The 22,322-nt window shown below is 45.7% G+C and carries 19 protein-coding genes; 18 read left to right on the top strand and 1 reads right to left on the bottom strand.

Going from position 1 to position 22,322, the window contains the following annotated elements:
• The first annotated feature begins 3 nt into the window (after positions 1-3).
• The 4 genes from RHEIN_RS08615 (at position 4) to RHEIN_RS08600 (ending at position 4,686) form a co-directional block, all read left to right on the top strand.
• Positions 4-1,083: a fatty acid desaturase family protein gene (locus tag RHEIN_RS08615; RefSeq protein ID WP_008898594.1), complete on the top strand. Its 1,080-nt coding sequence runs from the start codon at positions 4-6 to the stop codon at positions 1,081-1,083.
• Between the two features lie 65 nt (positions 1,084-1,148).
• Positions 1,149-1,952, top strand: coding sequence for an acyl-CoA thioesterase (locus RHEIN_RS08610; RefSeq protein ID WP_008898593.1), 804 nt, complete (start codon positions 1,149-1,151; stop codon positions 1,950-1,952).
• Positions 1,953-2,202: 250 nt separating this feature from the next.
• A complete protein-coding gene (gene dbpA / locus RHEIN_RS08605) occupies positions 2,203-3,579 on the top strand; it encodes an ATP-dependent RNA helicase DbpA (protein ID WP_008898592.1) in 1,377 nt (458 codons plus the stop codon).
• Between the two features lie 264 nt (positions 3,580-3,843).
• On the top strand, positions 3,844-4,686 hold the full coding sequence (locus RHEIN_RS08600; RefSeq protein WP_008898591.1) for a substrate-binding periplasmic protein: 843 nt from the start codon (positions 3,844-3,846) through the stop codon (positions 4,684-4,686).
• A gap of 130 nt (positions 4,687-4,816) precedes the next feature.
• Here the strand turns inward: RHEIN_RS08600 and mutH are convergent, their stop codons facing one another.
• Positions 4,817-5,488: a DNA mismatch repair endonuclease MutH gene (gene mutH / locus RHEIN_RS08595; protein WP_008898590.1), complete on the bottom strand. Its 672-nt coding sequence runs from the start codon at positions 5,486-5,488 to the stop codon at positions 4,817-4,819.
• Positions 5,489-5,869: 381 nt separating this feature from the next.
• Between mutH and rppH the strand changes: the two genes are divergently transcribed.
• The 14 genes from rppH (at position 5,870) to RHEIN_RS08525 (ending at position 22,301) form a co-directional block, all read left to right on the top strand.
• Entirely contained in the window at positions 5,870-6,388 is a 519-nt protein-coding gene (gene rppH, locus RHEIN_RS08590) for an RNA pyrophosphohydrolase (RefSeq protein WP_008898589.1), read from the top strand.
• 2 nt (positions 6,389-6,390) lie between these two features.
• Positions 6,391-8,658: a phosphoenolpyruvate--protein phosphotransferase gene (gene ptsP, locus RHEIN_RS08585; protein WP_008898588.1), complete on the top strand. Its 2,268-nt coding sequence runs from the start codon at positions 6,391-6,393 to the stop codon at positions 8,656-8,658.
• A gap of 96 nt (positions 8,659-8,754) precedes the next feature.
• On the top strand, positions 8,755-9,603 hold the full coding sequence (gene lgt, locus RHEIN_RS08580; protein WP_008898587.1) for a prolipoprotein diacylglyceryl transferase: 849 nt from the start codon (positions 8,755-8,757) through the stop codon (positions 9,601-9,603).
• The gene (locus tag RHEIN_RS08575) at positions 9,600-10,433 is read left to right on the top strand and encodes a thymidylate synthase (RefSeq protein ID WP_008898586.1); all 834 of its coding nucleotides are present in this window, start codon (positions 9,600-9,602) and stop codon (positions 10,431-10,433) included. Before lgt ends, RHEIN_RS08575 begins: the two co-directional genes overlap by 4 nt.
• A gap of 183 nt (positions 10,434-10,616) precedes the next feature.
• Entirely contained in the window at positions 10,617-11,213 is a 597-nt protein-coding gene (locus tag RHEIN_RS08570; protein ID WP_008898585.1) for a FlgO family outer membrane protein, read from the top strand.
• A 3-nt stretch (positions 11,214-11,216) separates the two neighbouring features.
• Positions 11,217-11,957, top strand: coding sequence for a FlgO family outer membrane protein (locus tag RHEIN_RS20375; RefSeq protein ID WP_008898584.1), 741 nt, complete (start codon positions 11,217-11,219; stop codon positions 11,955-11,957).
• A gap of 1 nt (position 11,958) precedes the next feature.
• Entirely contained in the window at positions 11,959-12,393 is a 435-nt protein-coding gene (locus tag RHEIN_RS08560) for a hypothetical protein (protein ID WP_008898583.1), read from the top strand.
• 25 nt (positions 12,394-12,418) lie between these two features.
• Positions 12,419-13,831 (top strand): FlgO family outer membrane protein, encoded by a 1,413-nt coding sequence (locus RHEIN_RS20370; protein ID WP_008898582.1) that lies wholly within the window; start codon positions 12,419-12,421, stop codon positions 13,829-13,831.
• Positions 13,832-14,273: 442 nt separating this feature from the next.
• Entirely contained in the window at positions 14,274-14,897 is a 624-nt protein-coding gene (locus RHEIN_RS08550) for a hypothetical protein (RefSeq protein WP_008898581.1), read from the top strand.
• Positions 14,898-14,956: 59 nt separating this feature from the next.
• Entirely contained in the window at positions 14,957-15,427 is a 471-nt protein-coding gene (locus tag RHEIN_RS08545) for a DUF4402 domain-containing protein (RefSeq protein WP_008898580.1), read from the top strand.
• 18 nt (positions 15,428-15,445) lie between these two features.
• Complete coding sequence (locus RHEIN_RS08540; protein WP_008898579.1) at positions 15,446-16,282, top strand: fimbrial biogenesis chaperone; 837 nt, start codon at positions 15,446-15,448, stop codon at positions 16,280-16,282.
• A gap of 11 nt (positions 16,283-16,293) precedes the next feature.
• Positions 16,294-19,626: a hypothetical protein gene (locus tag RHEIN_RS08535; protein ID WP_008898578.1), complete on the top strand. Its 3,333-nt coding sequence runs from the start codon at positions 16,294-16,296 to the stop codon at positions 19,624-19,626.
• Positions 19,627-19,675: 49 nt separating this feature from the next.
• Entirely contained in the window at positions 19,676-20,401 is a 726-nt protein-coding gene (locus RHEIN_RS08530) for an SPOR domain-containing protein (protein ID WP_008898577.1), read from the top strand.
• Between the two features lie 7 nt (positions 20,402-20,408).
• The gene (locus RHEIN_RS08525; RefSeq protein ID WP_008898576.1) at positions 20,409-22,301 is read left to right on the top strand and encodes a hypothetical protein; all 1,893 of its coding nucleotides are present in this window, start codon (positions 20,409-20,411) and stop codon (positions 22,299-22,301) included.
• Positions 22,302-22,322 lie beyond the last annotated feature (21 nt).

Genomic DNA, 22,322 nt, shown 5'->3' with positions numbered 1-22,322 from the left:
ATAATGAGATTAAATGAACTGCAACTGGCAGAACTGGCCTCTGAACTGGACCAGGTAAAAGCAGGTGTCATGAGCCAATTGGGTGATAAAGAAGCCCGTTATATTCGTCGTATGCTGCTGACTCAACGATTAAGCGCCATTTCTGGCCGCATTCTGATGGTGCTGGGTTTTCTTACACCATGGTTGTGGGTTTTAGGTGTGGCGCTTTTAGCGTTGGCAAAAATTTTGGACAATATGGAAATAGGTCATAACGTTTTGCATGGGCAATACGACTGGATGAATGACCCTGTGCTGCACTCACAGCGTTTTGAGTGGGATATCGCCTGTGACGCAGGTTCCTGGAAACGCACTCATAACTTTGAGCATCACACCTACACCAATATCATCGGTAAGGACCGTGACTTTGGTTATGGCTTATTGCGCCTGAGTAATGATTTCCGCTGGCGGCTACGTAATTTATGGCAGTTTGTCACTTATCTGGTTTTAAGTACGTTATTTCAGTGGGGGGTGTCTTACCACGAGCTGGCAGGTGAACGGGTATTTTTTGGTAAAAAGAAGCCTGACCGCATCAACAGTGTCAGCCACAGCGATCTGAAAAAAGCTTTTTTCGGCAAAGGTGCACGGCAGCTGTTTAAAGATTATGTGTTTTTTCCTTTGATTGCCGGGCCTATGTGGTTATGGGTGTTAGCTGGCAATTTGCTTGCGAATATTATCCGTAATTTATGGACTTCCACTGTGATTTTTTGTGGTCATTTTACCGCTGATGTTCACACTTTTACCCAGCAGCAATGCGAGGGTGAAAGCCGTGGGCATTGGTATTACCGGCAAATTCTGGGCTCGTCTAATTTTACCGGGCCACGCTGGTTTCATATTTTAACCGGCCATTTAAGCTGCCAGATTGAACATCACTTATTTCCGGATATGCCTGCTTTGCATTATCTGACGGTAGCTCCCCAAGTGCAGGCTATTGCGAAAAAATACGGCATTGCTTATAACAGCGGCAGTTTTTTACGCCAGTACGCTACGGTAGTTGGGCGAATTATCAGATATTCTTTTCCAGGTGGCAAAGCTACTGCAGCATAAAAGGCGGCTACGCCGCCAGGGCATAAAAAGTGGCTGTGCCACTAAAGTAAAAAAAGGACAGAATCATGGTATTTGCCGATGTAATGCAGCAGTTTAAAGCCGGACAGCCAGATGAGCTTCAGATTGAAGTACCAGAGCAGTGGGGTCAGGGTCGTGCTGTGTTTGGTGGTATGGCGTCGGCTTTAGCTTTGGCGCATTTAGTCACAGAGCTGCCAGCACAAATTCCGCTGCGCTCTGTGTCCGTGTCTTTTGTTGCCCCTTTAAATGCAGGGCCTGCGACAGTCTTCAGGCGTATATTGCGTCAGGGCAAGTCTGTTGTTCAGGCTATGGTGGAAATTACGCAGCAGGGACAGGTGGCTTTAGTGTTGCTCGCCAGCTTTGGCGTAGAGCGGCCTTCTGCTTATAAGATCGCAAGCGAAACAGCTCCGGTTTTTACCGAAAAAGCTCTGGTGATGCCCAAACAAGGCCCTGTGCCTGAATTTACCCGACATTTTGATTATCAAATCAAACGGGGTGTGATGCCGTTTTCAGGTGGTAGCAGCACAGAGCTGGGCGGTTTAATACGTTTTGCTGAAGGTCACAGTACTGCAGCAGGCGTATTGGAGTTATTGGCTTTAGTGGATGCCTGGCCTCCGGTCAGTTTAACTTTATTAAACCAGCCTGCTCCTGCCAGTTCTTTAACCTGGACTATCGAGTTTATTCAGCCACATCAGGCAAGCGAATCAACAGCCACAACGACGAACTGGTGGTCCTATCTGGCCAGCATTGAACATGGAGCTGATGGTTATCATCATATTGAAGCCAAGTTATGGCAACCGGACGGCCAGTTGGCAGCCATCAGCCGCCAGACGGTCACAGTCTTCGCCTGAACAGCAAGTGCACTTACCCAAAGTAATTGATGTTGCAGCGCGACGACAAGTGTGGGAGTCCCCAGGAGCATAGTAGTCCTATGTGACTGGGGCGACCTTATTTATAAAAGCTGGCAGTCAACAAAGCTGCGGCTTCAAGTATGAAGGGTAAGTTGCTTAAAATTTATACTCGCTCAGAGATGGGGCTTCTGTTATAGTGCGCGCCCTTTTTCCTGTGCCAATTTCTGTATAAATAGAGAGTACCCATTTTTTGAGCAACGCCACTTTTACCAGTCTGCCTTTAGCAGAACATTTATTACAAAGCCTTGAGAGCCTTGGCTACAGTCAGATGACACCTATTCAGCAACAGGCCCTGCCTGCGCTGTTGGAAGGCAAAGATATTCTGGCCAAAGCCCGCACCGGCAGTGGCAAGACAGTAGCTTTTGCCCTGACCTTGCTGCATAAACTGGCGGTCAAACGTTTCCGTATCCAGTCTTTAGTGCTTTGTCCTACCCGTGAACTGGCTGAACAAGTAGCGCAGGAAATCCGTCGTTTAGCCCGCAGCCAGCACAATATTAAAGTTCTTACTCTGGTGGGTGGCGTTTCTGTTGGCCCACAAATTGGCTCCTTAGAACACGGTGCTCATATAATTGTTGGCACGCCGGGTCGTATCCTCGAGATGATCGACCGCAATCTGCTGAACCTGTCTGATGTAGAAACCCTTGTGCTGGACGAAGCCGACCGTATGCTGGATATGGGGTTCTCTGATGATATAGGCGTTATTCTGAAAGCTCTGCCTGCAGATCGCCAAACCTTGTTGTTTTCAGCCACTTACCCGGACAAAGTAAATGATTTAAAACGTCATTTAAAAGCCGATGCTGTGCAGGTGTTTGTTGAAGACGCTGAACAAACTGAAATAGAACAGAAATTTATTGAAGTGGAAGCGCAGGATAAAATTACTGCCTTAAAGCAAATATTGTCCTGGCATGGCGCTAAGCCCACGCTGATTTTCTCCAATATGCGCAAAGATACTCAGGATATTTGTGATGAACTATCCGATGCCGGTTACAGCGTAATGTCACTTCACGGCGATTTAGAACAACGTGACCGTGAACGGGTATTAATGCAGTTTACCAATCAAAGTTGCCTGATTATGGTGGCAACTGATGTGGCAGCCCGGGGGCTGGATATCAGTGCTTTGCCTTTGGTCATTAACTACGATTTATCCAACGACCCTGAAGTGCATGTACACAGGGTAGGGCGTACTGGCCGTGCTGGTAGCGAAGGTCTGGCTTTAACTCTGGTTACTCCTTCACAAATGGGCCGTTTGGCCGCACTGGAAGATCAATTGAGTCTGACAGCACAGTGGGCCGAGTTAACTGCTTATCCGGCTAAAGATGCTGTACCAGCGCGCGCGCCTATGCGTACTGTGATGATTGATGGCGGTAAAAAAGACAAAGTACGGCCTGGCGATATAGTAGGCGCTTTAACAGGTGAACTGGGTTTGTCTTTTGAACAGATTGGCAAAATAAACGTGTTGGCTATGGTGAGTTTTGTGGCTGTACGTAACGATGTGGCCAGCACCGCATTAAAGCGTTTAAGTGAAGGAAAAATCAAAGGCCGTCAGTTCCGCTGCCGTTTTGTCTGAACAGGACAAAAAATTGTCGCGTGATATCGTGGATGTAAATTAACCTTGAAAAAACGTAGGGGCGGGTCTTGTACCCGCCCGTCTAATGACACCGCGGTGTGATATACACAAAAACATTGCGGCGCAGATAGAAGGGCCGGGACAAGCCACGGCCCCTACATTTCACTATGAATTGTTCACAAAAAGTATCTGATGTAAGAGGAAAAATTACCCGGATGCACTAAGCTCAAAGCGGATAGATACTAAAAAATAAAGAGGCCGCTTATGAATCTTCAACACCTCCTGTGCAGCGCTGTAGTTTGTCTGCTGTTATCTGGCTGTAAACCAGCTGAAACTAAACCTGCTCCTGATGTAAAACCTGAAGCCGTCACAACAGTGGCTCAAACACAACCAGAACCTAAAGCCGCAGCGTGCGAGTTAAAACTAGGTTTTGAATCCTGGGAACCTTATCAATACATTGGCCTGGAACAACAAGCCAGCGGGCTGGACATTGAAATTATGCAGGCCGTTGCCAATCGAATGAATTGTACTTTAGTGATGCAGCATGGCACCTGGCAGGACCTGTTGGGGCAGTTGAAACAAGGTAAGGTTGATTTGTTGTTGGGTGCTTCTAAAACGCCGGCTCGGGAAGAGTTTGCGCTGTTTTCTGAGCCCTACAGAGCTGAACAGTTTCAGTTGTTTGTACGCAAAGACGAAGCCGATCAATACAACTTTGCTTCAGTGGCTGAAATGGTGGCTGCCAAACATAAAGTGGGGCTGATCAGCGACTATTATTACGGTGAGCAAATCAGCGCCTTGTATAGCGATGAACATATGCGGCCGCAGTTTGTTGAATCTTCTATGAGCGAACTGAATATAGCTGTATTGTTAGACGACCAGGTAGATGCAGTACTCGAAGACAGTTTTGTCGGTGCTGCTATTATCCGGCGTAAAGGATTAGAGCAACAAATTCAGCCACATCAGGTGAAACTGCCAGAAAGCCCTATTTATGTCATGTTCAGCAAAGCCACAGTGCAGCCGGAAAAAGTCAGCTCTTTTAATCAGGCGCTGCAACAATTAAAAGACAGTGGGGATTATCAACAGCTACTGAATAAATACCAGAGTTAACTTACTCGTCGTACTTGAAGCCGCAGTTTTGTTGACTGCGGCTCTCCCCCCAGTCACATAGGACAACTATGCTCCTGGGGTCTCGAACACTTGTCGCCGCACTGCAACTCCAATTACTTAGAGTAAGGTATTAGCGAATACCAAACTGGCGGGCCAGCAAAGACGCAGTAAAGCTGGCCTTTAAATAAAAGCCTCTGGGCAAGGTTTGAATAGGTTGGCCCTCTGTGCCAATAGCTGAAGTAAGGGCTTTGCTGTTGGCCGCTTTAGGGCGCAATTGCAACACTTTGCCATGCGCGCCTTTAATCTGATCGATGCCACCTAAAACAATCAACTCCATCAACTCTTCCCAATCCTGCTGCAACAAGGCCTGTTGTTCTGCATCCGGGCTCCATAAAAAAGCTGTACCTATCTGCCGCTCAGTCAGTGGAATAGTACGTTCGGCCAGTATGGGTACAAACAATACCTTGCTGAGTTTGCGACAGACCCAGGAGTCCTGCCAGTGCAAACCAGCCACGTCAGTTAAAGGTGCAACACAGACATAAGTGCTTTCCAGTGGTTTACCAAAACGATCCACAGGCAAGGTTTTTAGTTCTATGCCCAGATGTGGAAAATCAGGTTCAGCTTTACTGCCACTGCTGGCTCCAAGCACCAGTTCGAGTAATTGGCCCACACTGCCTTTTTCCCGTTGCAGATTGGCGGGCAGCTGCAACTGGCATTGTTCTGCCAGTTGGCCTAAAGTCAGGCCTGCGATCAGATAACAACGTTCGAGTAATTCTGCTGTATTTTTCGGCGGGTGGCTCATAAAAACGTCATTGAAGCGGCAGTGATTCAGGTCTTTCAAAACATTAGCATTTTTTGACTTATTTTGCTGCTCAAAAAGCAACCAAAGCAAGTTATGCACAGTTGTAACACTGGTTAAATAGCAGTCTTTTCAATCTAACTTAATGTTTTTTATGGTTATTTTTTTAGTTTTGGTTGAGTGTTATTCCAGCGTTTCAGAGTTATTCAAGAACAAAAACACCCTTATGCACAGCTTTATGTACAGAGCCTGTGTAGAAGTGCACAGTGCGTGCTAATTAATCAGTTAAATTGTGGATAACTCTGTAGAAAATACAATTTGCCGAAGTCGTGACTTTATGAAAGAATCGATGAAACAACAGCTGGAACCAAGCTAGAGGTTTTTGTGATCGACGCTGAAGGCTTTAGAGCCAACGTCGGCATTGTAATATACAACCACCAGGGACAGGTGTTTTGGGCAAGGAGATACGGTCAACATTCCTGGCAGTACCCACAGGGCGGCATTGATGACGGGGAAACCCCGGAGCAGGCCATGTACCGCGAGTTAAACGAAGAAGTTGGTTTACAGCCTGAAGATGTAGAAATTATTGCTGTAACCAAACACTGGCTCAGGTACAAATTACCTAAGCGTTTAATTCGACGAGACAGTAATCCGGTGTGTATAGGGCAAAAGCAAAAATGGTTTTTGTTGCGCCTGACCTGTAAGGATGAAGACGTAAATCTGTTAAAAACTTCGCATCCGGAGTTCGATGACTGGCGTTGGGTCAGTTATTGGTATCCTGTGCGTCAGGTCGTCGCCTTTAAACGGGAAGTGTACCGTAAGGTGATGAAAGAGTTTGCCCCTATTGCATTGCCGTATCTTCGTAGAGATGGAAAAAATGAGAAGTTAATCAGAAGGGGTTAGGAATGCTGAGCCAGTTAAGGCGCATAGTGCAGGATGTGGCGCAAGAGCCGGTACTGAATAACGCATTGGCTGGCTTAGTCTCGAACGTAAAAAATGCCCTGAAAACAGAGTGTTGCTCTGTTTATTTAGCCGACTATGAACAGCAGCATTTTATGTTGATGGCCACAGATGGCTTAAATCCTGAAGCGGTAGGCCAAATTTCTATTGGTTTCTCCGAAGGTTTAATTGGTTGGGTGGGTCAGCGTGAAGAGCCGATCAATCTGGCACAAGCTCATTTACACCCCCGTTTTAAAGTCACCCCTGAAGTCAGCGAAGACCGTTTTTCGGCCTTTTTAGGTTGCCCTATTATTCATCACCGTAAAGTGCTGGGTGTATTAACCATACAGCAGGGCGAATCACGGGTATTCAGTGAAGACGAAGAATCCTTTTTAGTGACTTTAGGAGTGCAGCTGGCCTCTGTATTGGTGCATGCTGAAATGCGTCAGGCGGCCAGCCAGAATTCAAGGCAGCAAAAAAGTACAGGCCAGTTACAGGGTTTACCTGGTGCTCCTGGTATTGCCATAGGTGAAGGTTTTGTATTGGAACCCTCCAGCGATTTTGATGCGATATCGCTGAAGAAAGTCGACGATCCGGAAAAGGAACTGTCTCGTTTTTACAAAGCCGTCAAAATTACCAAAGCCGAATTTAATCGTCTGGCTGAACGTATGGCCGGGCATTTGCCGCCAGACGCTTTGGCTATTTTTGATGTGTACCATCAGTTATTAGACGCCGCCAGCCTTGGCAATGAAATTGAAAAACAAATCCACGAAGGCTGGTGTGCCAAAAGTGCATTGAAACGTGTGGTAGAAAAGTTCGCCCGCCAGTTTGACGATATGGACGACCCTTATCTGAGAGAGCGGGGCACAGATATCCGTGATTTAGGCCAGAGGGTATTGAATCATTTGCTCGACACTGAGCAGCGCCATCATAAGTTGCCGGAAAAAGTGGTGCTGGTGGCTGATAACGTCACTGCCACTATGTTAGCTGAAATTCCACGCGCTCAGCTGGTGGCTATTGTTTCGCTGAAAGGCTCAGTGAATTCACACGCCGCTATTATGGCGCGGGCTTTAGGTATTCCGGCTGTGATGGGCCTGGACGAGCTGCCGTTGTTTCACTGGCAAAGTAAACGTCTGATTGTCGATGGCTACCGTGGGCAGATTTTAGTGGCTCCCGCTGAAGCTATAGTGGCTGAGTATCAGGCGCTTATCAGTGAAGATGCTCAGTTGAGTGCCCGTTATCAATCCGAGATGCATTTAAACGCTCAGAGCGCTTGTGGTGCGCCTTTTAGCCTGATGGTCAATGCTGGTCTGGCGATAGAGCTGGAGAGTACTCAGCCTTCTTATACAGACGGCATAGGTTTATACCGTACTGAATTCCCTTTTATTATGCGCAACCGCTTTCCAACCGAAGCGGAGCAGATAGAACTCTATAAAAAAGTATTAGCGTCGCACCCCACCAAAGCGGTAGTGATGCGTACTTTGGACGTAGGCGGTGATAAAGCACTGCCGTATTTCAGCATTATTGAAGAAAACCCCTTTTTAGGCTGGCGTGGTATTCGTTTAACCCTGGATCATCCCGAAATCTTTTTGGTGCAGATCCGCGCCATGCTCAAGGCCAATATAGGTCAGGGTAATTTGCATATTTTGCTGCCGATGATCTCTGATCTGGCTGAAGTGGATGAATCACTTCGTCTGATTAAACAAGCCACTTTTGAACTGACAGATGAATTAGCCGGTACTGAAGTGCAGCTGCCTAAAGCCAAAGTGGGCGTGATGATTGAAGTGCCGTCCATTATGTATCAGTTGCCTGAACTGGCCCGTAAAATTGATTTCTGCTCTGTCGGTACCAACGATTTAACCCAGTATTTATTGGCGGTCGATCGCAACAACCCAAGAGTAGCGGGTTTGTATGATGCGATGCATCCTGCGGTATTACGCGCTTTGCACCAGATGTCATTGCAGGCTCAGGGTTTACAGCTGCCGATGAGCATTTGTGGTGAGCTGGCAGGTGAACCTGCGGGTGTGCTGATTTTAGCCGCCATGGGTTATGACAAGTTCAGTATGAACAGCAGTAATCTGGCCAAAATCAAATGGTTGCTGCGCAGAGTCAATATGTCTGAACTGCAATTGCTGCTGCCGGAAATTCTGGCCTGCCAGTCGCCAAAACAAGTTCGTCTGCAAGTTCAGCGTTTCCTCGATCAAAAACAGCTATTGAACCAATTACGTGCTTAACAGCACCAAGGGCTGTTACAATGTTTGACCTTATCAGGCTCTGCGCATCAGCTCTGGTGCCTTACTGGTTTATTGCTTAGAACAGGATTTTTTATAGTGGACTCTTATTTTTTATTCCCGCAAATTGACCCGGTGATCTTCAGTATCGGGCCTGTGGCTGTGCGTTGGTATGGCCTGATGTATGTGATCGCTTTTTTACTGGCAAACTGGCTGGCCAACCGTCAGGCCGATAAACCAGGTTCTGGCTGGACCCGTGATCAGGTCAGCGATTTAATGTTTTTCGGTTTCTTAGGTGTGATAGTCGGTGGCCGTTTTGGTTATGTGCTGTTCTACGGTTTCAGCAATTTAATGGCCGACCCGCTGTATTTATTCCGCACCTGGGAAGGCGGCATGTCTTTCCATGGTGGTGTGTTAGGTGTGATGGCTGCTATGGCCTGGTTTGCCTGGCGCAACAACAAAAAGTACCTTGAGCTTGGCGATTTTGTGGTGCCGCTGTTGCCTTTAGGTCTGGCCTTTGGCCGTTTAGGTAACTTTATCAACGGCGAGTTATGGGGCCGTACTACTGACGTACCCTGGGCTGTGTTATTTCCAAACTCCGGTATGTTGCCACGTCATCCTTCTCAGCTGTATGAAATGGTGGCTGAAGGCATCATGCTGTTTATTTTACTGCAATGGTACAAAGGCAAGAATCCACCTGCAGGTAATGTCGCTGGTTTATTCCTGCTGGGCTACGGTACTGCACGTTTTATTATTGAATTCTTCCGGGAACCGGACGCGCATTTAGGTTTATTGTCTATGGGGATGTCGATGGGCCAGTGGCTTTGTATTCCAATGATAGCAGCAGGCCTGGGATTGATTGTCTGGGGCTATAGCCGTGAAGCGAAATCAGACCGCAAGACTAAAAACAGTGCGGAAAAAGCAGTGAAGAAAGAGAGCAAGGCATGAAGCAGTATTTAGACTTAATGCGCCATGTGCTGGAGCATGGTCATAAAAAATCGGACCGCACAGGCACAGGCACCATCAGTGTATTTGGTTATCAGATGCGGTTTGATTTAAGTCAGGGCTTTCCTCTGGTGACGACCAAAAAGTGTCACTTGCGCTCCATTATTCATGAGCTGTTGTGGTTTCTTAAAGGCGACACCAATATTCAGTATCTGAAAGACAATAAAGTGTCGATTTGGGATGAGTGGGCGACAGAACAAGGCGATTTAGGCCCGGTCTATGGGGCCCAGTGGCGCAGCTGGCAAACACCGGATGGCCGTACTATCGACCAGATCAGTCAACTTATCCATGACATTAAAACCAATCCGGATTCACGGCGTTTAATCGTCAGCGGTTGGAACCCTGCTGTATTACCTGATACCAAATTCAGTCCTAAAGACAATGCAGCTATGGGCAAACAGGCTTTACCGCCTTGCCATACTTTATTTCAGTTTTATGTGCATGACGGCAAATTATCCTGTCAATTATACCAGCGCAGCGCCGACATTTTCCTGGGTGTGCCTTTTAATATTGCAAGTTATGCCTTGCTTACCATGATGGTGGCTCAGGTTTGCGATTTAACTCCAGGCGATTTTGTGCACACTTTTGGCGATGCCCATTTGTACAGCAATCATATGGAGCAGGTGAACGAGCAGCTAAGCCGTACACCACACCCATTGCCTCAAATGAAATTAAACCCGGCTATCAAAGATATTTTTGCTTTTAGTATCGACGATTTTGAGCTGGTCAATTATTTGGCACACCCAGCTATTAAAGCCCCGATAGCGATATAAATCTGTAGCGGAGGGGCTTGCCCCCTCCCGTCTATATGTACCGCGGTATTAGCCCACTCCCGTCCACATGCGCCGTGTGATCTGGCGAACGCCTGGATCAGGTAAACCGTCAAAATTTTCTGGCATTAATTTTGCTGTGTATCAGACAGAGATAAACAAGCGACACCAACGCCGGGGGCTACAGTGCGAATATTCGGGTTAGTCATCACAGTTCTGCTGTTATGCAGCTGCAGTTCTTTGCCACAAGGGCAAGATATTGCCGAGCCTGTACAGCTTTCAAAAGCAGCACAGCATCCTCCTTTATTGTTTTATACCGAACGCCTTGCTGATCAGCTTTTTCATCAATTACAACCTTTGGAATCCGGTGCTATAGCTGTGACCACTTTTGCTGATGTGCAATTGATGGCGCCTGATACCAGCCGCAATTCCAGCTATAACGCAGCTTTGCAGTTGCAGGAAAGTATGCAGACTGTGGCCACTCAGTTGGGCTACCAGGTAAGCGAATTACGCCTCAATGATGCGGTTTTAGTACATACAGGTTATGAAAACTCATTAGGACGGAATTTAAGCCATTTGGCGCAAAACCAACAGGCACGTTATTTGATCACAGGCACCCTGACTGAGGGTGAGGTACATATCACTGTCAATGCCAAATTAATCGACCTGAAAAGCCAGCAAGTGTTAGCTGCAGCTTCCAGTGTTATTCCTGTAGATGTGTTATGGCCAAACGAACAGTTGCAGTTGCGTCATAATAAGTTGTATCGCAATTCGGAGTCGTAACGGATGAATACACCAAATCGTTATATTTTACTACTCACCAGCCTCGCCACTTTGAGCCTGAACTTTGGTTGTACTCCTCTGATCCAGCTGGATTCAGAAGGCAAGCCTTCAACGGCTAATCAGGTTGAGTTAAATCAGGGTCATGCTCCGAGGCTCAAAAAAAATCAGTCTTATGCACCTTTGTATGTGGGTGGTTACGACAGTGCAGCTATGCAAAATGCCCGTATGGCGGGCATGGCAGTACCTGGTTACAAGGCAGAAACTTCGGTGACAGTGAATCACTATGTACAAAGCCTGATGCATGATTTAGCGGCTAACCTGGAGGTGTTAAGTACGACCTTCAGCGTTGGGGTGACCAGCTTTGTTTATCTGGATGGTGATTACCAGCAAGGCGATTTGCTTGGCAACCAGCTGTCTGAAGCTTTTATGCACGAGGCCACTCAGTTTGGTATGGCCGTGACAGATTTTAAAACCACGGATTATATCCGGGTGACGCCAACAGGCGATTTTACCTTCAGTCGTGATTTCCTTGAACTGACTCAACAATACCCTATTAGTGTGGTGCTGGGCGGTACCTTAGTACGTCACCATGGCGGCGTGATAGTGAATGCCAGAATGGTGAATGTAAATGACAAAAAAGTACTGGCATCGGCTCAGGCTTTTATTCCACAACAGGTTGTTCAGAGCCTGAAGGGCACTCATAGTGCGCCATTGTTGCAGTTAAAAGCGGCTGGAGTGCAATAACATGGCTATCCGTCAACACACCGATTCATTATGGCGCTCTTCTGTGCTGTATGGCGCAGCTGCTTTGGTCGTATTGAGTTTGTTGCCGGGTTGTTCGACGCTGTCCAGCGAACCTGAGAAAGTTGAAGCTGAGTTAACTCAGGTTGAAAAAGTCGCTGTGTTGAAAAAACGCTTACTGGAAACACACCATAAGCTGCATATGCAGAGGGCTCAGTTGCAGAAATTGATTAACAATGATGCGGATTTAGAGCAATTGATCCGCTTAATGCATATCAGGCAACAGCAAACGCAATTGAGCGGTGATGCAGCCGGCCAGACTAAAGAAGTCACAGTGGATTATTTACAGGTGATGGCCGCCAATCAGCAAACACTGAAATCAGAGCTTTCCCGTTTGATGTTTGAGTTGAACACCTTAACTGCAGCTCCCGGTAATTAACCTGTGTTAAATGGAACCTATGAATATGAAATCAATCACTAAAAACTCCGTAAATAACAGGTGTATTTTCCGTAGCGCTTTCGCTTCGCTGTTGCTGATTTCCTTATTACAGGGCTGTGCTTTAATGGGGTCAGGATCAACAGATTCTGACCCGGTCGCTTCGACAGAGAACCTGAGCAATACGGATGCAGTGTCTGATGAAGTCAAGTCACCTGAACTGGCTCAGGCTGAAAATCAGGTCAGAGCATTAGAGCAGCAACTGGAAAGTTTGAAAATTGAATGGGAACAGCAAAAACCTGCATTGGAACGTCTTGTCAGTAATGAAGCTGATCTTGAATTTTTGGTACAGGCTTTGGCTGACATGTCCCAGTTAGCGGATGAACCTTCACGTAGCCAATATTTAGGTCAGGACGAGCTTACTGCTGAAAAAAGAGAACAAAGTTTACAGGCATTACAGTCGTTGGTCAGTACGCAGGAAGAGTTGAATACGCTTCTGGTTGATTTAAGTACTGTAGTCTCTGATGTTGCAGCAAACCGACAGGAGCTGACCGGGCACCAAAGCTTCGCTCAGTCTGGTTCTGCACAGCAGTCATTTGGACCTTCAGCAGTGCAAAATACAGAAAACTCAGGATCTGAGATGGCTTCAACTCCGAGTGCTGATCTGACCGCTCAGAGTCCGGATGGTGGCAGCACCACCAGCATTCAGACACAGAGTTCTTATACCCAGACTTCAGCAGATTGCAATTGCACAGACTCAGAAACTTCATCGCCAGCAAATTCCGGCCCGGCTAAAGCTCGTGACCCAAGCTGGTTTGCAATGACTACACCCTATGCCGAAGCAGCACCAGCGACAAGCACTACTCCAGTATCTCAACTGGACAGTGAAGCTGTGGCAGGCCAACCTATTCCGGGTTTGCAGGTAAAAACCTTTAAGCGCCTTACTTTACCTTCTGAACTGGCAGCAGCTGGCGCAGATTTACAGCAGTATGCAATGGCGCCACAATTTCATATGAGCCGCAAATCTTTAAGTGATTATGTGTCTCAACTGGCATTTAAACTTGCTGGAAATCAGCAGTTGGCCGGCAACAAAATAGGTGTGGCCAGTTTTGTTTTTTTTGACGAGCAGTTAGAAAAAACCAGTGCGGTAGGAAATCAATTAGCGGAAGAACTCAGTACTGTATTGCCTGCTTATGGCGCCAGGGTTATTGAATACAAACTGACACGTGAAATTACCGTAGGGCCGACCGGAGATTTATCTTTGTCACGTAATACCAGAAAACTGCGTGATTCACAGGGTATGGACTATGTGTTGACCGGCACTATGGTGCCAACCCGCCGGGGCTTACAGATCCATAGCCGGGTGGTTTCCACCAGAGATAATGTGGTCATTGCATCGGCCAGCACTTTGATCCCAGCCTTAGTACTGCAGCAACTTTGACGGGGCAGGAGAAGAGGCTAAAAATTAATATGGGGCTATACTAGGTTTACAATCTTTTGAACTATGTCTATTTTGTTGAATGATTTTGCAAAATTCTGGTGCTAAAACCGCAGTTCTTTGCTTCAGCTATATGACCATTTTCTTATTCAGTTTGTGCCGTTTTTTGCACTTTGTTCAGATTGGAAATGAAGTTTTCACTCAGTAATTTAAATTTTTCTAATGTTTTACAGGCCCTGTTTTACATCGTTTAAGCCTAATTTTACGGTACTTTTTTATTTTGTTTTGTGCAAATAATGAAATAATGAAAAAATTACAAATAAAACAAAAAATTGTATAAAGTTTTGATAAGTTCGGTCGATACATGAATACGCTTAGTGTGAAACATCAAATGTTATCTGAGCGGGTTCATTGTAACTATTTGATCAATATAGGAAAGATGATTATGAAGAAACGCAATCAAATTACACAAGCGGCCGTGCTGGCCGTTGCTACCATGACCTCAGTTGGGGCAATGGCTGAGATAGCATCAGTAACAGCTTCTGTTACTGTAGACAACTCAATCGATTTCACTTCTGCCGGTACTTTAAACTTCGGTACTTTACGCGCTGTAGCAGATAACTCTGCAAACAACTGCGCCTATGTTACTTTAAGTGCTGGTCCTGCTGCTCCTGCTATTGCTGCAACTGGTGGCGCTGCTACTACAGGCTTCTGTACTGGTGCTGGTAACGCAGCAGTTCAGTCGATCGGTGGCACTTTAGAGCGCCCAACTTTCACTATTGCTGGTGTTGCTGCCTTCACTACTTTAGACGTAACTTTACCAACAACAGTTGAATTAACTGCTCCTTTAGCCCCTGGCGCAGCTTCTTTCTTTATGCGTGATTTCACTGCATGGAAAACAAGTGGTACTCCAGGCGCTGTGACTACTACTATTCAGGTAGATGGTACCGGTGGTGCTGTGTTCCAGTTAGGCGCGACTTTGCATACAGATGACTCTTTTGCTGGTCAAAACTATGAAAATAACATCGCTTACACTGGTAACATTGATGTAGAAGTTGCCTACCAATAAGCTTTGGTTTGAAATAAAAAGGAGCTTATGATTAGGCTCCTTTTTCTTTGGTGGACCTTATGTCAAATTACAACTTAGCTGCATTAATTTTTGTTGTCTTTTTCAGTTTTTATTCATGGCCTGCATATGGCGATATAACAGTTAATCAACAACTTAGCTTTGGCAAAATAGCAATCACCTCTAATGCTTCTGTCAGCACAACAACAGTGCGGCGTAACGGGTCACAACAAAGCACCAACAAAATTTTGGTAGTGCAGTCTGGTGAACCAGCCATACTGCAACTTAGTAATTTTCCTATTTATACCACTATGAATTTGTCAGCCAATACTCCGGTCAGTTCTGCTATGGGGTATGGCGGCACAGAGCAGTTCACCATTACAGCTTTAGATATGCCCGCGTCAGTGAAAACAGATCTGGCGGGACAGGCAACTCTTATTATAGGCGGGACTTTGGCAACCTCTGGCTTGGGTGGTGTTTACTACAATGAAGCGGTTTATAACATTTACCTTGAAATCGAGTTTTCATATTAATAAAAGTGGAGCACAGAAATGGGCAAAATAGTCCTTGTTATTATTGCACTAATGAGTTTTTGGGTTGAAGCCAATTTAGTGATTCACCCTATACGTATTCAGTTTAATCCGGGTGAGCGCAGTACCGAAGTCACGTTACTTAATGATTCTAAAACCACTAATACTTACCGTCTGGAGTGGCGGGAAAAGCTAGCTAAACAAGGGGGCGGCTACACAGATTTAAAAGGGGATGCGCTGAAAAACTTCCCTACGGCAAGCTCTATGGTTCGTTTTACGCCCCGTCAGGTGACATTAAGACCTGGTGAGCGTCAGACCATCAAATTAAGTTTACGCAAACCAGCCCGTCTTGCTGAAGGTGAATACCGCTCTCACCTGATTTTTAAGGCTCTGCCTCCACCGGCATCACTGAGAGCACCTGATGAGCAAACTGCAGGTTTGACTATGAGCTTAAATTTGATTACCAGTTTTGTGATACCTGTTGTAGTGCAAAATGGGGAAAGTAATAGCAACATCAGCTTTAACAGTGCTTCTATTATTTATGACGCTGCAGTTCCGGGCAAAAGCAGCGTGGTTGTAAATGTCAGTCGTTCAGGAAAATACTCCACTTTTGGTGATATGGAAGCCTATTGGACACCAGCGGGCGGCAAAGAACGTTTGATAGCAAAAACCTCAGCTTTTACCTTTTGGCCTGAATTAAATAAGACCTTTACGACTTTGGCATGGGTTGGCGCAGATTTTGCACCTACCAATGGCAAGCTCCGGATCGTGTACAAAGGTATGAGAGACTTTCAGGGTCAGACCTTTTTCGATACTTCAGTACAGGTAGACAGGAGCGCTATAAAAATGAATAACTAGCGAGGATATCTATGAAATTCAGGCCAAAAGATACGTTCTGTCAGAAGTCGTCCTTGGTTGTTGCTGTGGCCTGCCTTTCTATTCATCCCGCCTCTGTTGCTCAGACTACTGATGGGAAAGCGGCCTTACAGGACCCGCAATTCCGTCAGGCGTTGCAACGATTGATCAAAAAGTATAAAACAGCCGAACAAAACACTGCAGCTACACAAAAAGACGACAAAACACTAAATTCTGCAAAATTAGTAAGTCAACCCATTAATTCTGAAGCCAATTCACAGTCAGGCCAGATGACTGCAAGCAGTTCTGCGGATGGAGTTGATAATTTCGATAATAGTCAAAATTCTGACAGCGCTGATTACTATCAAGATAACGAATTTTCTGGCGCTTTGGTCGAAGGCAGCAGGTTTGCTGAGGGCGAGGAACTTATTCTGGGTCTGGAAATAGCGTCAAAAAATGACGTTGCAGCCCTGGCTGATGTATTTGCCTTTAAAACGAAAACTTCTGCTACAGTTGGTTTTGCCACTCTGATTCAGTTATTAGAGTTGCCCATTGAAATCTCCTCTGATTTAAAACGTGCTAATGGCTGGTTGTACAACGAAAGCAATAAATTCAGTATGTCTGTCGGCGAAGATAACAGCCTGCAGGTATCGCTCAGTGGTCAGCAATGGACTTTAACAGAGCAAAGTTATTCTGTTGAATCTGATGATATTTACATTGATCTAAATGCTATTGCCGAATGGTTTGGTTTTAAGTATGTGATTGACGAGTCGAGACTAAAACTGACGTTAACCACCAGCAGACAACTTCCGGTTGAACTCAGATTAGCCAGACGTGGCAGGGAAGTTACAAATCTCTCCTATAACAACACCTCTGTGATGCCCTATCGTGAAACAGGCTATAAAGCCTTTTCACAGCCGTTATTTGACGCACAGATCTCCGCCAGTCACAGAGGGTCTAAAACGACCAGTACCCACTCAGTCGTAGGGTCACATGACTTAGCTTATTTAACCAGCCGGTACTATTTATCAGGTAACAATGATGATCTGCTCAGTAGTGCACGCCTGACCTTCTCTCGTGAATCCGATAAAAACAATTTGTTAGGACCACTTAAAGCCACTGAATTCGAGTTTGGAGATATCTTGCCTGTCGGAAGTATCAGGGGCGCCAGCCGGAATTTGGGGCGAGGTCTGAGATTTAGTAATACACCTCTGGTCAGTTCTGTCGACGGACGTCAGGTTGATTTGACTGGAGATGTACCAGATGGCTGGGATGTAGAAGTGTACCGGAACGGTATCTTAATTGGCCAACAGTTTGGCATCAATAATGGTCGCTACGAATTTAATGAGATTAATCTGGACTTCGGTGAGAACAACTTCGAATTAGTATTTTATGGACCTCAGGGCCAGGTTGAAACTAAAACAGAAGTCTTTAATGTCGACAGTAACAGCGTTGGGCAGGGGCAGTTTAACTATCAATTTTCAGTGGTGGAAGCAAACAAATCGGTGTTTGCGCTGGAAGAAGATAATTTGGGTGCTGATGAGGCTGATCAAGGGATCCAGGCAAATGTGGTATCCGGTTATGGTTTGTTTGACTGGTTAAGCTTAAGCACTGCTGTGGGCTCATTCAAACCAGAGGTGGGTGAGGAGCTGTTGAGTTACGATCTGGGTTTAAACCTGAATATCTTTGGTTCTGCTTTGTTAAGCAGCAGCTTGGGCGAAGTAAAAGATTCTCTGCGAACCAGCTCTCATAGCTTGCGGACTCAGGTCCTTGGCAATGCCGTGAGTTTGGGTTATCAGAACAACGACCCAATAGGGGACAGAATAGAAAACCAGAATCAGGCCTCTGATTCTCTGGTTGCCAGTATGGCTGGTCGGTTATTTGGTCGTTCAGATATGCCACTGAGTTATCAGAATGAGTGGCGGCGTGATAAGGATTTTTCAGGTACTACTGAAATTCTCCGTAATTCTCTGGGCGTAAATACCAAAATAGGGTCTTTTGGCAATACGCTGGAATGGAGGAAACAAACAGAAGTGACTAGCCTGCAGCCTTCGCCTGTTATCTCTGACTTTTTTGATCAGGCGGCTTACGCCCAACAGTTGCTGGAACGTTTAGAGCAGCAGCAGGAACAAGAGTTAACAGGGGAGGTTGATCTGCCCAACGTAACCTCCGGTGGTTTTCAATACAGGAAGAATTTTAACTCAGTCTTCACCCGTTTTTTTGCGAACTACAACCTGAAACCTGATTCGGAGTTCACGTCTTATGGTGTCAGTCTAAGTTATCCATTTTCACCGGATCTGACCTCAAACTTTAGTATTTTCCGTTATACCCTGACAGATCAAACCTCAGCCAGCCTCGGATTGAACTGGCGTCTGGATAATGTTTATTTATCAGCCACCACCAGTTACAACAATTTAAATGGTTGGTCAGGAGGTCTGAACGCTCGTTTCGGTTTTGGTTATGGTCAGGAGTCAGGTTATTTCTCTTCCAGCAGCAACGTCGCTCAGGCTGGTGCTGTCAGCGCACGTGTTTATGAAGATAAGAACCTCAATGGTGTGATGGACGAAGGTGAAACTCCTATTAAAAATGCAAAAATAATGTCGTTACAGGGAGGGAGCAGAGATGTGGTCACCAATGAAAAAGGTATTGCGGTACTCACAGGTTTGGCTGCCAATCAAAAAACAGACATTGTGGTCGACAGAGGCAGCTTTGAAGATCCAACGATGAAAACATTGATCCCTGGTGTGGCTCTGACCGGACGTAAAGGCTATATCGAGCATATCGATTTTGCTGTGACCTCGACAGGTGAGTTGGAAGGTACTCTGTATTCAGGCTCTGTGGACGGGGATATGGAACCCGCTGCCTATGCAGTTATTCAATTGATTGATAGCAATGGCAAAGTGGTTGATACAGCCCAATCAGAATATGACGGTTATTATTTGTTTGTTGATGTAGTGCCAGGTCAATACAAAGTTATGATCGACAAGAGTTTTACTAAACGTCGTAATTTGCGTTTGTCCGATCCGGTTTACCTGGCCGTCAGAGGGGGCGATGTGATCAACGGTACTGACATCATGTTGCAGCAAAAAGAAGCTGCGGGTGGGTATTCCGCTGATATGGGCAGCTTTGGCTCATTAACTGTACTAAAAGCCTACTGGGGCTTGTTGGTTCGAAGTGGTATGAATGTTGCTAAGTTAAGACCATTCTACCTGCAGGATGAAGAGTCCGGCAAATACGTGCTTCGGGCAGGCTTTTTCAAAGAACAGCATCTGGCAGAAGAAGTATGTAACCGAATTAAAGGCCGAAGGCTGGCATGTGCTGTAAATCAGTTTGAAACCAAGCTGTAGCATCAGGGCTTATTTCGGCAGACCACGCAAACAAGAGGGAGAAGTTTTTATGGTAATTACAATGAATAAGTCTTTGCTTTGCAGTATAGCGGTATTGTTGAGTTCTCTGATCGCTGGCTGTGCCAGCCAACCAGAGCCAGTTGCAACCTCACATAATAAAGAAATGGAAGCTGAACTGGCTGAATGGAGAAAACTAAAGCCCGGTGTTCAGCGGCTTGTGGCTATTGAAGGTGAGTTAAAGGGCCTGCTGGCAACTCTGGAAACTATTACAGAAAATGAACCAACGGCTCAGCTGGCAACAGCTGACAATGGGCATAATGTTCAAACTCAGGTGATGACCCCAGTTCACTTCGAAGAGAAAAAACTTGCTACGCCAGTGCCGGTTCAAACACGGGCAGTTCAGCCAGCAGAAAAACAAATCAATGACGAAATTCTGACAGCAACTCTGAGTCAGACTTCTGCCCCCACCTCTGTCGAACAAAACATGTCCGTTTTGTCTCAGGTTGGTGCCGGATCCAAAGCCGAAAATACTTCTTTTAGCTTACAGTTGGCATCTGTAACAAAAGAAGAAGCAGTTGACCCCACCTGGACGCAACTGAAAAAACGCCATCCAGAGGTATTAGGGTCGTTAGATCTGCATTCAGAGCAGGTTTTGGTTGCTAACCGTACTTACTACAGGGTAAAGGCGGGCCGCTTTGAGAGTTACAATGAGGCAAAACAAAGCTGTAAACTGCTGATGAGCAGCGGTGCCAGCTGCATAGTGAATAAAGGATAAGCTGGCTATGACAGACAATGCAGCAGAGCAACAAAGCAAAAGCCAGATTATTGAGTTTCATAAAATGCTGGCGAAACTGGAAATGGAAATTCATTCCAGGGGAGAACTTTCGTTAAAGGAGGTTCTTGCTTTGTTGCAGGCATTTTACGACAGCTTTCACAACAGAACCTTGTATTCAAATGATACCTCTGTACGAAACTACTTTGCGGATGAACTTTTTACCAGAATGGCAACTTTGTTGTCGTTGTGGGCCTCTTGCGAAGAACAAGCTTTGTCCGTTGAAGACCTCTCTGATTTAGCGCGCTATAAAGAAGTAATCGCCAGTGTTTTTTATAACAGTGGTTACAGAGGTTATGCCCACCTGAGAACCTATCTGACGGAAAGAACTGAAACAGGCTCTTTTGTCATACCTCAACATAAGTTGTTGTTATATTTTGTTTTTGTCCATATTGATGATGTGGATCCCGCCTACCTGGCTCTTGCGACTCAACTTCACGAAGCTTATTTTGCCGTGTTGATGATGGGGTGGCTCAATACTGGTGTGGTGTTAACCAGTCAGGGGGAAAAAAACAGAGAGACCCTGTTTGAGAAATCCAAACTGCTGTTAAGAGTAAATCCAAATCAAAGCTTTATGAACAGTGTTGTAAATGCATGGATGTATTGTTCTTATTCTCCCAGTACAAACAAAAGGGAGATTAAAAAGAATATCAATAAGATGATTGGTAACTTTCTGCATTCAAATGGCCTGTTTGTTCCCAAAAAGAAAGCGTCGGAAATACGTCACATACCCAGACTATTAGTGATCCATGAACGGGCAGGGCGCAACCATGCAATGTTCCGCTGCTATTTGCCCCTTTATTTTTCGTTGCAGCAGCATTTTGAAGTGTATTCTCTTGCCGAGCAGACATTGCTTGATGACGTATCCAAAACTGTGTTTCCACGCCATCTGATAGTGGATGATGTCACTGATTTAAAAGCTATTATTCAAACTATTACCAGTATTAATCCCGATATTATTTATTATCCCAGCCTTGGAATGTCGCATTGGACTATCTATTTGGCGAACCTGCGTTTAGCCGCTATGCAGGTCATGAGTTGCGGCCATCCTGAAAGTAGTTTTTCTGACAACATAGATTTTATTTACTACGGTCCGGATTTGCCTGGTGCAAGCGCTTTGGCTTCGGAAAACATACTACAAAATAAAAACTATCGTTATACGGCGATTGAACACAGTGAATTGGCGTCTGAGAGCCTGAGTTCAGCAAAAATTTCAGATGGCCGTAAACATATAGCTATTAACTGTGCCGCCATGAAATTAAGTAGTGTGTTTGTTCAGTTGCTCAAGGATGTGAAAACAAAACTCGGATCCAGGGTTAACTATCATTTTTTTCCTGCCGGTGATGGACTCTTTAACGACGGCCTGAAAAGCATGCTGCTCAGACAGTTTCCTGATGCCACAGTCTATGCACAGATGCCATACCCTGAGTTTCTTAAAACACTGGGTCAATGTCATATCAGTCTGGCGCCTTTTCCATTTGGTAACACCAACAGCACTGTAGATTCCATGTTGCTTGGATTACCCGTGGTGGCACTGAAAGGTCATGAGTTCTGCAGCTATACAGACTATCTGGTGTTACAGTCCTTTGGACTTGATCAGCATTTTATGTGCGACTCAGTCGAAAGCTACCTGAATAAGGTTACAGCTCTGGTGAATGATGATGCGTATTATGCAGCTCAGACTCAATGTATTAAATCTGCAGACATCAAAGCCATGCTGAGTATTGAAAAAGACCAGCCCTCTGAATTTGGTGAGTTTATTGCTGCTGTGTATCACAAGCTGAATATGTATAAATCCACAAAACATAAACTCATTACCTGGGATAACGACCGGATTATATAAGCCTTGTGGAATAGGGTCTTT

This window comes from Rheinheimera sp. A13L (assembly GCF_000217935.1).
Lineage (GTDB): Bacteria > Pseudomonadota > Gammaproteobacteria > Enterobacterales > Alteromonadaceae > Pararheinheimera.
This window is presented reverse-complemented; position numbering and strand designations above follow the sequence as displayed.